Source organism: Pararhodobacter marinus (genome assembly GCF_003122215.1).
GTDB classification, from domain to species: Bacteria; Pseudomonadota; Alphaproteobacteria; order Rhodobacterales; family Rhodobacteraceae; genus Pararhodobacter; species Pararhodobacter marinus.
In genome coordinates this window covers 67,943-83,618 of the sequence record NZ_QEYD01000010.1, presented here as the reverse complement: position 1 = coordinate 83,618, position 15,676 = coordinate 67,943, and the positions used below count along the sequence as shown (strand labels likewise).

Below are 15,676 nucleotides of genomic sequence, written 5' to 3'. Positions count from 1 at the left end.
GCAGAGTGACCCGCGCCGCGCGGGTCACTCCTCGTCGTCGGTGTCGTCCGGAGTGGTGAAAGCCGGCATGCTGAGCGTCAGCCGCAAGAGCTCGTCCGACACGTCGCGCTTCAGATCGGCGCCCAGCTGCATGACCGACGCCTGCACCAGCCGCGACCCGAATCCCGGCCCCGTATCGCTTTCTTCGAAAGCTTCGATGCTTTCTTCCCAGACGATGCGGAATTCTTGGTCCCCGTTCGTCCAGTCGACCTTGAGCGTGCCGTTGGGATCGGACAGCGCGCCGTACTTGGCCGAATTGGTGCTCCATTCGTGCAGGATCAGCACCAGCGGCGTCAGCTCGCGCACAGGGACCAGCGTATCGGGACCCTCGATGCGGATCGTCTGGCCGCCGCGCGCGGGCTCCAGCACCCGGTCCAGCAATTGCAATAGCGGGATCGGCGCGCGCATGTTGTCGCGCAGCATCAGCGCGTGGGCCCGGTCCAGAGCCGAGATCCGCCCGCGCAGGTTCTTCGAGAAATCGCGGGTCGACTCGCTTTCACGCTCGACGCTGGAAATCATCGCCGAAACCACCGCGAACAGGTTCTTGATCCGGTGATTCATCTCGGCCAGGTGCAATTCGCGCTCTTCCAGCATCCGGTGCTCGGCGCTGATGTCGAAGGTCACGCCCATCACCCGCGGATCGCCGTCGCGCAGCACGAAGCGGCCCAGCCCGCGCAGCCACCGTGTTTCGCCGGTCTCGTCGGTGACGCGGAAGCTTTCGTCGAAATTCCGCTTGTTCGCCGCGGCATCGGTCAGCGACCGGGTCACGGCGTCGCGGTCTTCCTCGTTCACGCGGTCCATCAGCTTGGCCAGATCGCTGGGCTCGTCGTCGCTAAGGCTGAAGAATTCGCGCTCGGTCTCGTCAAGCTCGGTGTAGCCGGTGATCGGGTTGTACGACCAGATCCCCACCTTCGCGACCTCGATCGCCAGCGCCAGCCGCGCGCGTTCGTCTTTCAGCGCGCGTTCGAGCGACAGCGAGGCGGTGATGTCGGTAAAGATCAGCGTCGCGCCGTCCTGCGCCCCGTCGAGCAGTCGGTAGGGCATCACGCGCACCGCGAAATCGAGGCCCCGCTGTTCGTCGCGCATCCGGTCTTCGATGGTCTCGCCGGTTTCGGCCACCTTGCGCGCATGGTCCAGATAGCGCGTCGTGCCCAGCGGCGAGGTCACATCGGCCAGGGACCGGCCCCGGTCGCCGGGCTGGAACGGAAACAGCGTCATCGCCGCATCGGTGAAGCTGCGGATCTGCATGTGGCGGTCGACCACGATCACCGCAAGCTGGGTCGAGTCGAAGAAATTCTTCAGGTCCGCATTCGCCACGGTCAGCTGATCGACCTTGGATTTCAGCTCGTCGTTGACGGTGGTCAGTTCCTCGTTCGTCGATTGAAGCTCTTCGTTCATCGACATCATTTCTTCGTTCGAGCTCTTGAGCTCCTCGTTCGCGGTCTCCAGCTCTTCGACGGTCGAGCGCAGGCGATGACGCATCACCCGCAGCTCGTTCTCCATCAGGTGGACCTGGCTGTCGCCGTCGCGCAGTTCGACGTAATCTTCCTCGCCATTGGTCTGAAAGCCGCCGGTCTCGCGGATGACGATCAAGAGCGCGTTGTCGCGGACCGGCTCGCAGATCACGCGCACCGGCTGCGTGCCGAAATCGGCACGGACGGTGACATCCTTGACGATATGCGCCCGGCGGTCGCCCGAGGTCTGGCGCACCAGCGGCCCCAGCACGTCGCGCAGCCCGGGCTTGGCCAGCGACGGCGCGTATTGCCGGCGCTCGCGTTCCGAGGGGAAATCGAAATAGCGCCCGACCGGCCCCCACGTGTTGATGATCCCGCCCGCGCTGTCGACCAGCAGGGTCGGCGGCGCGTAGCGCTGGGTCATCTGCTGCAGCGCTTCGCTTTCCAGCCAGTCGAGGCTCTTGGTATCCCGTTCCTGCTGCGGACCGGGCGCCTGGTTCCGCCGTGTGCCGCCGTTGGGCAGGTTCAGCGGATAGCTCAGCCGCACCGACCGGCGCCGGAACAGGCGGTGCCGGTGATTGACCTCGTCGAAGAGATCGTCGAAGCGGCCGATGGTTTCGGACGAGCCCAGGAACAGGTAGCCATCCTGCCGCAACGCGTAATGCATCAGCGGCATGACCGCGCGCTGCAGATTTTCATCAAGATAGATCAGCAGGTTACGGCAGGATACAAGATCGATGCGGGAAAACGGCGGATCCTTGATCAGGCTGTGCGCGCTGAACCGCACCATGTCGCGGATCTGCGGCACGATGCTGAAATGATCGCCCGACGCGGTGGTAAAGCGCGTGCGGAAAGGCTCGGGCACATCGGCGAGGGCGGACAGCGGATAGGTCCCCTCGCGGGCGATGTCGAGCATCCGTTCGTCGATGTCGCTGGCGAAGATATTGACCACGGGATAGCGCTTGTGGCGCGTCATCGCATCGCGAAACAGCATGGCGATGGAATAGGCTTCCTCGCCGCTGGAACAGCCCGCCACCCAGATCCGCAGCTCGTCGGAATCGCTGGCTTCGCGCACCAGCGGGTCGATGGCGCGCTCGGCCAGCGTGGTGAAGGCTTCGGAATCGCGGAAGAAGCGGGTGACGTTGATCAGCAGGTCGCGAAACAGCGTCTGGCACTCGGCCGGATCGCTGCGAACGCGGGTGACGTAATCGCCACCCTCGGCGATCCCCAGCACCTGCATCCGGCGCTGGATCCGGCGTGACAGCGTGCTGCGCTTGTAGCCGGCAAAGTCATGGCCGGTGGCGTCGTTCAGCGCGATGCACAGATCGTCGATGTAATCGGCCACCTGCGCGGTCGGGTCGGTGACCGGGTTCTCGGCGTCGTGGCGGAAGAAATTGCTGATCACCGACAAGAGGTCGCGCGCGGGGCGGACAAAATCGACCAGCCCGGTCCCCTCGGCCGCCAGCGGCATCCCGTCATAGCGCGCGTCGGCCGGTTCCTGCACGACCGCCAGACCGCCATGTTCCTTGATCGCGCGGATGCCCCGGCTGCCATCGGCGCCGGTGCCCGACAGGATCACGCCCGCCGCGCGGCGCCCGTGTTCCACGCCGAGGATCTCGAAGAAATCGTCGATCGGCCGGCGCATTCCGCGCGGCGCGTCGAAGTCGTGCAGCTCCAGCACGCCGTTGCGGATGCTCAGGTTGCGGCCCGGCGGGATCACGTAGACGTGACCGGGTTCGACCCGCTCGCCGCCGCTGATCTGCGTCACCGGCATCGATGTGTAGCGGTCGATGAGCTGCGCCATCATCGATTCGTGATTCGGGTCGAGATGCTGAATCACGACAAGCGCCATCGCGGCGTCGCCCGAAAAGCCTTCGAGCATGTCGCGCAGCGCTTCAAGGCCGCCTGCGGAGGCCCCGATGCCGACGATCGGAAAATCAGGTCGTTGGTCGTTCATGGCAGAGAGGCGGCAAACCCGGTACGGAAGCAGTTCCGCACATTAACACCGCATTAGTTTCACTGTCCAGAAGTTAACGGCCGGCGGCAAGAGGCCTGCCTAGTCGAGCATCAGGTCGCCCTTGCCGTACAGATAGGCCGGATCGAAGCCGCCCAGTTCGATCAGCGCGTCCGTGTCCATGATCGTGACACGGCCCCGGGAAATGTCGGCGATACCGCTTTCGCGCAGCTTGCGCACGACCCGGTTCATGTGGATCGCCGTCGTGCCGCAGGAATCGGCGAGTTCCTGCTGGGTCAGCGGGAACGAGAAACCGCTGGGATCGGCCATGCCCACGAAATCCAGACGCTGCCAGATCTCGGCGATCAGATGCGCCAGACGGCCATCGGCGCTGAGATGTTCGAGCTTGAGGATCCATTCGCGGTGCATCGCCGCGTCGAGCAGGGTCGAGAACCACAGCATCCGCGCCAGGCGGGGGCGCGTTTCAAGGATTTCTTCCAGCTTCGTATGCGGCGTGTAACCGACCAGAACCGGACCGATCGACACGATGGAATGATCCAGCCGCTTCAGCGCAAAGGCGTGCAGGTCGACGAAATCGCCGGGCACATGCAGCGCCAGGATATGGCGGCGGCCATCCTGCTTGATGACACGGGCGATGAAGCCTTCGATCAGCAGCGTGCTTCGGCTGACGACGTCGCCGCGCTCAAGCACCGAATGGGCCGAGGTGAAACGCTCGACATCGGTGATCATCTCTTCGATCGTGCGCTGATCCTCGTCGTCGAGCCTGTGCCGGGCGCGGCCCAGCAGAAAGCGGTGCGACAGGGGATAGAGCGTCGACGTCACTGGTTCGCTCCTCGGGACTGGGCGATGAGGGCGGTGCTGGTCGCAAGGGCCTCGATGCTGCCATACATCAGGAAACCCGTGTCGCCCGCGATGACCGATAGCTGACGGACATCGTCTTTCAGCGCGGAATCATAAAGCGTGTCGTTGCGTCCGTCGATCCGTGCGGCATCGAATTGCGAGCCCAGCACGAAAACACAGGTCTTTCCGTGGAAAATCTTCGTCATATACAGGACGTTGACGAAGGGGGTGCCGTCCTTTCGGCGGTTGGACAAAAGAAAGCGCTCGGTCGTGTTTGCATCATTGGCCAGGTAAGCCCGGATCCGTTCGCGCACCGGACCGGCGCCTTCGGGCGGTTGCAGGAACCGGCAATTCTGACCGATCACCGACTCGGGCCCGTAGCCCGTCAGCTTGCAGAATGCATCGTTCACGAAGAGCAGCGGGAAATCTTCACTCGTCGCATCGGCAAGCGTCAGCGCGACGCCGCTCTGCTTCAGGAACGATAGCAAGGGGGCAGGGACAGTTGCAGTCATGGTGCTTATTCGGCTTCCGGCGGCGCCAATCTGCACTAACATAGGTTAATGCACCATCGCAAACCTCGTGGAAGATTGCGATTTCATTGGAAAACCAACGTAAACCGAGTCTGTTCCACGGGGCTATCGGAAAATTCGTCCGACGGGGCGGCGCGGCTCTTCCGGGCTGTTGCATGCCAGCGCGTGTGTTGCGGCGCAGGTTTTGCGGTTTCCGGTCCGATGGTGCAGTATGCGGACCGATCCCGGCGAAACCGCCCATCCCCAACCCGGACCGAACCATCCCGCGCCCCATGTTGCAGCGCCCATGACCCTGACACCCCCGAACCGGGCCCCGACGCCGCCCCGCTCGTCCCGCACGGCCCCGCGCCGCTCGCGGCCCGTTCGCGTGGCCGAAGAGATCAAGGACTGGGTGGTCGAGCGGAACCTGAAAAAGGGCGACCGCCTGCCTTCGGAAACCGAGCTGATCGCGCAGTTCGGCATGGCCAAGGGGACGATCCGCGAGGCGATGCGCATACTCGAGGCGCAGGGCCTGATCGAAACCCGCACCGGGCCGGGCGGCGGCAGTTTCATCGGCGAGGTGACGGCGGACCGGGCCAAGGCACTGCTGGCCAACTACTTCTACTTCACCGAGCTGTCGGTCGCCGATATCTACCAGCTGCGCAAGGCGCTTGAGCCGGAACTCGTCGCCTCGCTGGCCGGCAAATTGGACGCGGCGCAGATCGCCGAACTGGAAGCGGTCATCGCGCAATATCCCGAACCCGCGCAGGATGCCGAGGAAGAGCGCGAGCAGCACATCGCCTCGCTGGTCTTTCACCGGCGGCTGGCGAATTTCTCGAACAATCCGCTTCTGGCCTTCGTGGTCAGCTTCATGGCCCGGATCCTGACCGACCTGACGGTGTATCGTCAGCTTTATGATCCCCCCAACCGCGAGCTTTACGAAAAGGGCACGGCCTATCAGAAGGACCTGATCGCCGCGCTGAAAGACGGCCGCGCCGAGGATGCGCGGGCGATCATGCGGGCGCATATGGAGACCGCCGAGGCGCTGATGCAGTTGCAGGAAGCGAAGGTCCTGCGCCGGTTCATCGCGGAATAGAGGCGCTGTCGAACAGGCGCTTGTCGTCCTCGGTCGGCGCGCGAAACGGATCGTCCGTCACGGGCACGACGCGCAGCCAGCCGTGATAAGGCTCGGCCGTCGCGCGGGCATGAAGATCGGCCAGCGCGGCCAGCGGATCGGCGGCATGGTCGATGCGCAGCGTGAGGGGCGGAATATCCCGCCCGACGACCAGCAGGGCCGCCGACTGGTAGCCGCGCACATCGCCCCCCTCTCTCGCCGAGGCCCCAAGCGCGGCCATCAGACGCTCGGCGAAGGGCAGGGGCGACGTCAGGAAGGCGTCGAGCGCCGCTTGCAGCACGGCGGGCCCCGTCAGCATGTTGCCCGCCACCACCACGCCCGGCGCCGTCACCGCGCTGGCATGGGGGACGCTGTTGTCGCCGGTGAAATGCGCGGTGCCCCGGTTCAGGTCCAGCGCCGCCAGTTGCCGTTCCGCCCGCCCGGTATCGGGATCGGTCATCGCGCGCACCGCGTCCTGGGCCGAGGCGCCCTCTTTCATCCGCGCCAGCACCCCCTCGCCCCACAGCGTCGAGGGCGCCGATCCCTGGCTTGCCGACAGGCCCGATTCGGCGTGACCCCGCAGCACCCATCCCCCGACGCACAGGCTCCCGGTCGCGGCGGCGCCCCCGAGGCGGCCCGATTTTTCATCAAAAGCAAGGATCGAGATCGTCACGCGCAAACCTCCGCAGCAAGGCCCTTGCATTTTTCATGATAATTTGCGGTCATGCAATTCATAATGAAAAATTCGGTTGTCCCGACAGGAGAGGTAACACCCATGAAACTTCTGACCCTGACACGACGCGCGCTGATGGCCGGGGGCGCGGCCCTTGCCCTGGGCGTGTCGTCGCTGGCGCCGGCGATGGCGCAAACCCCGCCGGGCGTTCTGATCGTGGGGCAGGTTGCCGAACCGCAGGCGCTGGATCCGGCGGCGGTCACGGCGGTCAACGATTTCCGCATCCTGATGAACGTCTATGACGGGCTGGTGCGCTACGCCTCGGGCACGCTCGAGGTCGAGCCGGCGCTGGCCACGGATTGGGAGATTTCCGAAGACGGCACCGTCTATACCTTCACCCTGCGCGAGGGCGTCACCTTCCACGATGGCACGCCCTTCGATGCCGAGGCCGTGGTGTTCAACTTCGAGCGGATGCTCAACGACGACCACCCCTATCACGACACCGGCCCGTTCCCGCTGGCCTTCTTCTTCTCGGCGGTCGAGACGGTCGAGGCCGTCGATGACATGACGGTGCGGTTCACCCTGAACGCGCCCTATGCGCCGTTCCTGTCGAATCTGGCCTATCCCACCGGGCTGATCGTCTCGCCGCAGGCGGTTATGGATCAGGGCGCCGAATTCGGCCGCAACCCGTCGGGCACCGGGCCTTTCCGCTTCGTCGAATGGCGCTCGAACGAGGCCGTGGTGATCGAGGCCAATCCCGATTACTGGGACGGCGCGCCCGAGCTTGAGGCGGTCGTGTTCCGCCCGATCACCGACGCCAATACCCGCGTGGCCGAGATGCTGTCGGGCGGGATCGACCTGATGGTCGAGGTGCCGCCCGTCGCCCTGAGCGAGTTTCAGGGCGATGCGTTCAACATCGTCGAACAGGCCGGGCCGCATCTGTGGTTCCTGATCCTGAACATGCGCGAAGGGCCGTTCACCGATCAGCTTGTCCGTCAGGCCGCGAATTACGCAATCAACAAGACCGCTTTGGTCGAAGAGGTGCTCGAAGGCACCGCCGCCGTGGCCGCCGGCCCGACGCCGCCCGCCTTCGCCTGGGCCTATAACGAGGATCTGGAACCTTATCCCTACGACCCCGACCGCGCCCGCGAATTGCTGGCCGAGGCGGGGGTCGAGAACCCGTCGATCACCTTCTATGTCACCGAGGGCGGTTCGGGGATGCTGGACCCGGTCGCCATGGGAACCGCGATTCAGGCCGATCTGGAAGCGGTGGGTTTCGACGTGACCATCGAAACCTATGAGTGGAACACCTTCCTTGGCCGCGTGAATCCGGGGCTCGAGGGCGAGGCCGACATGGCCGAGATGGCGTGGATGACCAACGATCCGGACACGCTGCCCTACCTGGCGCTCAGGACCGATGCCTTCCCCGATGCGGGCGGCTTCAACTCGGGCTATTATTCGAACCCCGAGGTCGATGCGCTGCTGGAAGAGGCCCGCACCGCGACCAGCCAGGAGCGCCGCGCCGAGCTGTATCGCGAGATGCAGGCGATCGTGCAGGAGGACGCCCCGTGGGTCTTCGTCGCGAACTGGGTGCAGAACGCCGTGACCTCGGACCGGGTCGAGAATTTCTCGCTCGAGCCGTCCTTCTTCCTGCTTCTCGACGACGTGGTGAAGAACTAACCGGAAGACCGGCGGGGGCGCTTGTCCGCCCCCGCCGTTGCGGTTTTCAATCCCGCAGGTTGCCGGGGCGCGTGATGTCCCGTCCGTCCTCTCCGTGAAAGGGACGCGATGCTTCGCTTCATCCTGAACCCCTACATCCTGAAACGGCTGATTTCGGCGGTGCCGGTGCTTCTGGGCATCTCGGTCATCGTTTTCGCGATCATGGCGCTGATCCCGGGCGACCCTGCCACCGCCATTCTGGGAAGCTACGCGACGCCCGAAAACGTCGCCGCCCTGAACGAGGATCTGGGTCTGGATAAGCCCTTGGTCCAGCAGTATTTCATCTGGCTCGGAAATATGCTGCAGGGCGATTTCGGCCGCTCTTTCGCGCTCAATCGCCCGGTTCTGGACGAGGTTCTGGAGCGCTTCAACGCCACCCTGATCCTTGCCGGGACCAGCTTCGTTCTGTGCTCGATCCTCGGGATCATCGCGGGGGTCGTCTCGGCCGCCAATCAATATGGCTGGGCGGACAAGGCGATCACTTTCGTCGTGCTTCTGGGCATTTCGATCCCGTCCTTCTTTCTGGGCATGATGATGATCCTGACCTTTGCGGTGAACCTGCGCTGGTTCCCGGCCTCAGGCATGTGGCCGATCTACGGGTCGCGCGATATCTGGGCGCTGATCGACCACCTTGCCATGCCCGCGCTGGCGCTGTCGGTCGTCGCCACCGGAGTCATCGCGCGGTTGTCGCGCTCGGCCATGCTGGAGGTGCTGCGGCAGGATTTCATCCGCACCGCGCGCGCCAAGGGCGTGCATGAACGCGGCGTGATCTGGCGTCACGCCCTGCGCGCCGCGATGGTGTCGATCATCCCCGTTCTGGGCGTGCAGGCAGGCTTCGTGCTGTCGGGCGCGGTCTATATCGAGGTGGTATTCCAGTGGCCGGGCCTTGGCCGGATGCTGGTCGATGCGATCCTGCGCCGCGACATCCTGCTGGTGCAGGGCGGGGTGGTGTTCGTCGCCGCCTGCTACGTCTTTTTCAACATCGTCGTCGATGTCGCGCAGTCCTATCTGGATCCGAGGATCAAGACATGAGCTTCCTGTCTCTCCTCGCCCGCAACCGTCTGGCGCTGGCCGGGCTCATCGTGATCGGCATCGTCGTGCTACTGGCGCTGCTGACCCCGTGGCTGCCGCTGAAGCCGCCCAACGTCACCGACACGTCGAACCGGTTTCAGCCGATTTTCTCGGACGGCGCGCTTCTGGGCACCGACCATCTGGGCCGCGACCTGCTGAGCCGGCTGATGTGGGGCACGCGGCTGAGCCTCGCCGTGGGCTTTGCCGCGGCCCTGGTCGCCGCGACACTGGGCGCGGCCATCGGGATCGTCGCGGGGTATTACGGCGGGCGCACCGACAACATCATCATGCGCGGCGTCGATATGCTGATGGCGTTTCCCTATATCCTGCTGGCGCTGGCCATCGTCGCAGCGCTGGGTCCGGGACTGCTGAACGCGCTGATCGCCGTGGCCGCCGTCAACATCCCGTTCTTCGCGCGCAATATCCGCGGAATTACAGTGGGCATCGCGCACAAGGAATTCGTCGATGCGGCGCGGCTGTCGGGGATGTCGAATACGCGCATCATCCTGTCCGAGATCCTGCCCAACGTGATCCCGGTGATCGTCATCGCCATGTCCACCACCGTGGGCTGGATGATCCTTGAAACGGCGGGTCTGTCGTTTCTGGGCCTCGGCTCGCAGCCACCGGTGGCCGATCTGGGCTCGATGCTGGGGGAGGCGCGCTCGGCGCTGATCACCAATCCGCATACCTCGGTCGTGCCGGGGGTGATGATCCTGATCATCGTCATGGCGATCAACCTTCTGGGCGACGGCGTGCGCGACGCGCTGGATCCGCGTCTGAAATCCGGCGCGCTCAACCGTCCTCTGCCGGCCACGATGGTCGCCCGCGACCGTCAGCCCGCTCCGGCGCAGGCCGAGGGCATCCTGACCCTGTCGGACCTGCAGACGCAGTTTCACGTCAAGGACAAGGTCTACCGCGCGGTGGGGGGCGTGTCGCTGTCGGTGAAACCGGGCGAGTGCCTGGGCATCATCGGCGAATCCGGGTCGGGGAAATCGGTGACGGCGTTGTCGGTGATGGGGCTCGTGGCCTCGCCGCCCGGCGTGATCGCGGGCGGGTCGGTGCGCTATCAGGATCAGGAGCTGATCGGCGCGCCCTATGGCACGCTGCGCAGTCTGCGCGGGCGCGAGGTCGCCTATATCTTCCAGGACCCGCTGGCCACGCTGCACCCGCTCTACCGCGTCGGCGACCAGCTGATCGAGGCGATCAAATGCCATCGTCCCATCGGCCGCGCCGAGGGTCGGCGCAAGGCGATCGAGCTGCTGGAAGCCGTGCGCATTCCCAACGCGTCGGCACGCATCGACGATTACCCGCACGAGATGTCGGGCGGGATGCGCCAGCGGATCGGCATCGCCATGGCGCTGGCCAATGACCCCGAGGTCATCATCGCCGACGAGCCGACCACCGCGCTGGACGTCACGGTGCAGGCGCAGGTTCTGTCGCTGCTCGACGATCTGCGGCGCGAACGCGGGCTGGCCATCGTGTTCATCACCCATGATTTCGGCGTGGTCGCGCAGCTTTGCGACCGGGTGGCGGTCATGTATGCGGGCCGGATCGTCGAAGAGGGCGCGACGCGCGCCATCCTTGACGCGCCCCGCCATCCCTATACCGCCCGGCTCATGGCCTGCGTGCCCGAACTGGGCGGCGGCAAACGCCGGCTCGAAGCGATCCCTGGCCTGCCCCCCGTCGTCAGCAACCTGCCCGAAGGCTGCGCCTTTGCCGAGCGCTGCACCCGCGTGCAGGGCGATTGCCGGAAGGGCGAGATCCCGCTGGAGAACGGCGTGCGCTGCCTGCACCCGGTGACGTATCAGGAGGCCCCGGCATGAATGCGCCCGCTCTGCGCCTGACCGACCTTTCCAAGACCTTCCCGCTGGGGCGCAAGATGTTCGGCAAATCGGGGCCGGGCGTGCGCGCGGTGCATCCGGTGACGCTGGACGTGCCGCAGGGCGAAACGCTGGGCATCGTCGGCGAATCCGGTTGCGGCAAGTCCACGCTGGCGCGGATGCTGGTGGGGTTGCTGGACCCCACGACCGGCACGATCGAGATCGAGGGCGAGGCGCTCGACAATGCCGATCCGGCCTTGTTCGGCAAGCGCATCCAGTATGTGTTTCAGGACCCGATCTCGTCACTGAACCCGCGCAAGACGATCCGCCAGATCATGGAGGCGCCGCTGAAGCTGCTGCACGGGATGAACCGGGCCGAGCGGGCCAAGCGGATTTCCGAGATCTTCGATACCGTCAGCCTGCGCGAGGAATTCCTCGACCGTTATCCGCATGAATTCTCGGGCGGGCAGGCGCAGCGGATCGGCATCGCCCGGGCGCTGGCGGCGCAGGCGCGGATTTTGATCCTGGACGAGCCGGTCTCGGCGCTGGATGTCTCGGTGCAGGCGCAGGTGCTGAACCTGCTGGCCGATCTGAAGGCGCAGCTGGGCCTGACCTATCTGTTCATCAGCCACGATCTGGCGGTGGTCGAGGCGGTCTCGGACCGTATCGCGGTGCTGTATTTCGGCTCGGTGGTCGAGCTTGGCCGCGCCGAGGACGTGTTTCGCGCGCCCCGGCATCCCTATACCCGGCTGCTGGCGAATTCGGCGCCGGTGGTGGGTCGCGCCCTGACCGCCCCCGAAGGGCGCGAGACCGAGCTGCCCGATCCGCTCGACCCGCCCAAAGGCTGCGCCTTCCGCGCGCGCTGTCCCTTCGCGACCGAGATTTGCGGCACGGCGCCGCCCCCCCTGGAAGACAAGGGCAGCGGTCATCTGGCGGCCTGCTATCACCCGCTCGATGCGGCTCAGATCTGAGCGCTGGTGCGGCGCAGGATCCAGAGCCGCCGCAGGAAGGCCAGCACGAACAGTGCGGTCAGGATCAGGATGATCGTCGGCGCCGGTGCGCTGTCGAGAAAGAAGCTGGCATAAACGCCCGCCATCATGGACAGCAGGCAGACAGCCACCGCCACCGCCAGCATTCGCCCGAAGCGGCGCGTGACCAGAAAGGCGATGGCGCCGGGCGCGATCAGCAGCCCCACGGCCAGGATCAGCCCCGTGGCCGACATCGTCGCGACGATGGTCAGCGACAGGATCGTGAGCAAGCCGTAATGCAGCCATCCCACCCGCAGGCCGGAGGCCTGAGCCTGCGCCGGGTCAAAAGCGTGCAGCATCAGGTCTTTCCATTTGAGCAGCAGCAGTCCCGAGACCAGCACCGAGATGATGCCCGCGGTCCACAGGTCCTGCGCGTCGATGCCCAGCATATTGCCGAACAGGATATGGTCCAGATGCGCGTCCGACCGGATCGAGGTGAACAGCACGATCCCCAGCCCGAACATCCCCGAGAATACCACACCCATCACGGTGTCCTGCTTGACCCGGCTGTTGGCCGACAGATAGCCGGTGGCCAGCGTCGTCACCATTCCCGCGACAAAGGCGCCGATGATCAGCGGAATGCCCAGGATATAGGCCAGCACCACGCCCGGCAGGATCGCATGGCTGACCGCGTCGCCCATCAGCGCCCAGCCCTTGAGGACCAGAAAACACGACAGCAGCGCGGTCGGCACCGCGACGATGGCCGCGATCAGGAAGGCGTCGCGCATGAAGTTGAATTCGAACGGGAAGAGCAGTGTCTCGATCACGGCTGCACCTCGTCCGTCAGCGCCGCGCGGGCCTTGGCGCGGGCGGCGAGCAAGCCATGCTTGGGCGCAAGCACGAAAACGGCCAGGAAGATCAGCGTTTGCAGGCAGACGATCACCCCGCCCGTCGCGCCGTCGAGGAAATAACTGAGATAGGCGCCCACGAAGCTGGTTACCGTCCCGATGGCGACCGACAGGGCGATCAGGCGCGGGAAGCGGTCGCAGAGCAGATAGGCGGTGGCGCCGGGCGTCACCACCATGGCGATGACCAGAAACGCACCCACCGTCTGCATCGCCGCCACCACGCTGGCCGAGAGCAGCATGAAGAACACGCCCTTCAGAAGGCCGGGCCGCAGCCCGATCGTGCGCGCGTGGTTCTCGTCGAAGAACACGACCATCAGGTCCTTCCATTTGAGCAAGAGCACAGTCAGCGACACCACACCGATGATCACCAGCTGCAGCGTATCCTCCGGCGTGATCGCCAGGATATTGCCCATGGTGATGGTCTGAATCGATACCGCCATCGGGTTCATCGACACCATGAACAGCCCCAGCCCGAAAAAGCCGGTGAAGATGAGGCCGATCACCACGTCGACCTTCAGCCCTGAACGGTCGGACAGGAACAGCATTGCGGCGGCAGCCAGCCCGCCCGACAGGAACGCCCCCAGCGCAAAGGGCAGGCCCAGCATGTAGGCGCCCGCCACGCCCGGCACGACCGAATGGGACAGCGCGTCGCCGATCAGCGACCAGCCTTTCAGCATCAGATAGGCCGACAGGAACGCGCAGACCCCGCCCACCAGCGCCGAAACCCACATCGCGTTGGTCATGTAATGATAGCCGAAGGGTTCGAGCAGCAGGTCCATCAGAGTTCCTCGCGCGTGCGGGTCTGATCGCCGTATTGCACGAAGGGCCGCTCGTCATCGGTGAGGATGCTGATATGGCGGGGGTCGTCATCGTCGTGTAGATGCTCGCCGCCCAGCGTGAAATGCCGAAGCACGCCACCGAAGGCGCGCTCCAGGTTCTCGCGGGTGAAGGTCGTCTCGGTCGGCCCGTAATTCAGCACCGTGCCCTTGACCAGCACTACGCGGTCGCAGAATTCCGGCACAGAGCCCAGGTTATGCGTCGAGACCAGCATCACCCGCCCCTCGGCACGCAATTCGCGCAACAGGGCGATGATCTGTTCCTCGGTCTTCACGTCGACGCCGGTAAAGGGCTCGTCCAGCAGGATCACCTGGCCGTCCTGCGCCAGCGCGCGGGCCAGGAAGACGCGTTTCTTCTGCCCGCCCGAGAGTTCGCCGATCTGGCGGTGCCGGTATTCGGTCATGTTGACCCGCGCGAGCGCGGCCTCGACCGCCGCATGGTCCGCGGCTTTCGGGCGGCGCAGGAACCCCATATGCCCGTATCGGCCCATCATCACCACGTCCTCGACCAGCACGGGAAAGGACCAGTCGACCTCTTCCGCCTGGGGGACATAGGCCACGAGGTTCTGCTTCAGCGCCTCGCGCACGCTCAGTCCCAGAAGCCGGATCTCGCCGCCTGCGGCCGGAACGAAGCCCATGATCGCCTTGAACAGCGTGGATTTCCCCGCGCCGTTCACGCCCACCAGCGCCGTGACCGTGCCGCGCGGGATCTCGAAACTGGCATGGCGCAGCGCGGTCATGCCGTTGCGATAGGTGACGGTGACGTCCTGCGCGGTGATGCCGCTGCCTGCGTCCTGCGGGATGTCGTGCGGCTGTGTCATGGGGTTACTCGGTCCCTGTCAGTCCGTTGACCACGGTCTCGGAGGTGACACGCAGAAGGTCCAGATAGGTGGGCACCGGGCCGCCCGGTTCGGACAGGCTGTCGACATAGAGCACGCCGCCGAACCGCGCGCCGGTCTCGCGGGCGACCTGTTCGGCGGGGGCGGTGTTGACCGTGCTTTCGCAGAACACGACCGGAATGTCGTTGTCGCGGACCCCGTCGATCACGCTGCGCACCTGCCGGGGTGTGCCCATCTGGTCGCTGTTCATCGGCCACAGATAGAGCTCCCGCAGACCCAGATCGCGCGCGAGGTACGAGAACGCGCCTTCACATGTCACAAGCCAGCGCTGCTGTTCGGGCAGACCCTCCAGCTGGGCCGCGATGGGTTCCAGTGTCGCGCGCAGCTCGGCCTTGTAGGCTTCGGCATTGGCAAGGTAGGTCTCGGCGTTGTCGGGGTCGTGTTCGGCAAAGGCGCGGGCGATGTTGTCGACATAGATCTGCGCATTCGCCAGCCCCATCCAGGCATGGGGGTTCGGCAGCCCCTGGTAATCGCCGCCGGCGATCGAGATCGGGTCGATCCCGTCGGTCAGCGTGACCGAGGGCACGTCGCCCAGATTGTCGAGGAATTGCGAGAACCACAGTTCCAGATTCAGTCCGTTCCACAGGATCAGGTCGGCGCCATGCGCGCGGACCAGATCGCGGGGCGTGGGCTGATAGCCGTGGATCTCGGCACCCGGCACGGTGACCGAGACCACCTCGGCCGCGTCGCCCGCGACGTTGCGGGCCATGTCGGCAAGGATGGTGAAGGTGGTGACGACCTTCATCGGTTCGGCGCCGGCGGCTGTGGCGCCAAGGCCAAGCGCGGCGGTGGTGGCAAGAAGACGGGCGATGCGACCGGGCATGAGCGTTCCTGTCAGGTTCAGATGCGAA

Annotated in this window: 13 protein-coding genes; 5 read left to right on the top strand and 8 right to left on the bottom strand. The window is 65.4% G+C overall.

Annotated features, from left to right (window positions below; genetic code table 11):
- Positions 1–24: 24 nt before the first annotated feature.
- The 3 genes from C4N9_RS16040 to C4N9_RS16030 form a co-directional block, all read right to left on the bottom strand.
- The gene (locus C4N9_RS16040; protein WP_109534364.1) at positions 25–3,450 is read right to left on the bottom strand and encodes a CheR family methyltransferase; all 3,426 of its coding nucleotides are present in this window, start codon (positions 3,448–3,450) and stop codon (positions 25–27) included.
- 99 nt (positions 3,451–3,549) lie between these two features.
- Entirely contained in the window at positions 3,550–4,290 is a 741-nt protein-coding gene (locus C4N9_RS16035; RefSeq protein WP_109534363.1) for a Crp/Fnr family transcriptional regulator, read from the bottom strand.
- A complete protein-coding gene (locus C4N9_RS16030; RefSeq protein WP_168192260.1) occupies positions 4,287–4,820 on the bottom strand; it encodes a PAS domain-containing protein in 534 nt (177 codons plus the stop codon). Before C4N9_RS16030 ends, C4N9_RS16035 begins: the two co-directional genes overlap by 4 nt.
- 304 nt (positions 4,821–5,124) lie before the next feature.
- On the opposite strand from C4N9_RS16030, the gene C4N9_RS16025 reads away from it, so the two are divergent.
- Positions 5,125–5,913: a FadR/GntR family transcriptional regulator gene (locus tag C4N9_RS16025; protein WP_109534479.1), complete on the top strand. Its 789-nt coding sequence runs from the start codon at positions 5,125–5,127 to the stop codon at positions 5,911–5,913.
- On the opposite strand, the gene C4N9_RS16020 is transcribed toward C4N9_RS16025, so the two are convergent.
- A complete protein-coding gene (locus C4N9_RS16020) occupies positions 5,900–6,604 on the bottom strand; it encodes a DUF1028 domain-containing protein (protein ID WP_109534478.1) in 705 nt (234 codons plus the stop codon). The two genes, C4N9_RS16025 and C4N9_RS16020, sit on opposite strands and share 14 nt — an antisense overlap.
- Positions 6,605–6,706: 102 nt before the next feature.
- On the opposite strand from C4N9_RS16020, the gene C4N9_RS16015 reads away from it, so the two are divergent.
- From C4N9_RS16015 to C4N9_RS16000, 4 genes are all read left to right on the top strand, one after another.
- Positions 6,707–8,284, top strand: a complete 1,578-nt coding sequence (locus tag C4N9_RS16015; protein ID WP_109534361.1) for an ABC transporter substrate-binding protein — start codon at positions 6,707–6,709, stop codon at positions 8,282–8,284.
- 123 nt (positions 8,285–8,407) lie between these two features.
- Positions 8,408–9,355 carry an ABC transporter permease gene (locus tag C4N9_RS16010; protein WP_109534477.1) on the top strand — a complete coding sequence of 316 codons (948 nt, stop codon included), beginning with the start codon at positions 8,408–8,410 and terminating at the stop codon, positions 9,353–9,355.
- Complete coding sequence (locus C4N9_RS16005) at positions 9,352–11,217, top strand: dipeptide/oligopeptide/nickel ABC transporter permease/ATP-binding protein (RefSeq protein WP_109534360.1); 1,866 nt, start codon at positions 9,352–9,354, stop codon at positions 11,215–11,217. Before C4N9_RS16010 ends, C4N9_RS16005 begins: the two co-directional genes overlap by 4 nt.
- Entirely contained in the window at positions 11,214–12,185 is a 972-nt protein-coding gene (locus C4N9_RS16000; protein WP_109534359.1) for an ABC transporter ATP-binding protein, read from the top strand. The genes C4N9_RS16005 and C4N9_RS16000 overlap by 4 nt, the downstream gene beginning before the upstream one ends.
- Here the strand turns inward: C4N9_RS16000 and C4N9_RS15995 are convergent.
- From C4N9_RS15995 to C4N9_RS15980, 4 genes are read right to left on the bottom strand one after another with little or no spacing between them, the layout of a single operon-like run.
- On the bottom strand, positions 12,176–13,009 hold the full coding sequence (locus tag C4N9_RS15995; protein WP_168192259.1) for a metal ABC transporter permease: 834 nt from the start codon (positions 13,007–13,009) through the stop codon (positions 12,176–12,178). The two genes, C4N9_RS16000 and C4N9_RS15995, sit on opposite strands and share 10 nt — an antisense overlap.
- Positions 13,006–13,869: a metal ABC transporter permease gene (locus C4N9_RS15990; protein WP_109534358.1), complete on the bottom strand. Its 864-nt coding sequence runs from the start codon at positions 13,867–13,869 to the stop codon at positions 13,006–13,008. Before C4N9_RS15990 ends, C4N9_RS15995 begins: the two co-directional genes overlap by 4 nt.
- Positions 13,869–14,747 (bottom strand): manganese/iron ABC transporter ATP-binding protein, encoded by an 879-nt coding sequence (locus C4N9_RS15985; RefSeq protein WP_109534357.1) that lies wholly within the window; start codon positions 14,745–14,747, stop codon positions 13,869–13,871. Before C4N9_RS15985 ends, C4N9_RS15990 begins: the two co-directional genes overlap by 1 nt.
- Positions 14,748–14,751: 4 nt before the next feature.
- Positions 14,752–15,648, bottom strand: a complete 897-nt coding sequence (locus C4N9_RS15980) for a metal ABC transporter substrate-binding protein (protein WP_109534356.1) — start codon at positions 15,646–15,648, stop codon at positions 14,752–14,754.
- Positions 15,649–15,676: the final 28 nt, after the last annotated feature.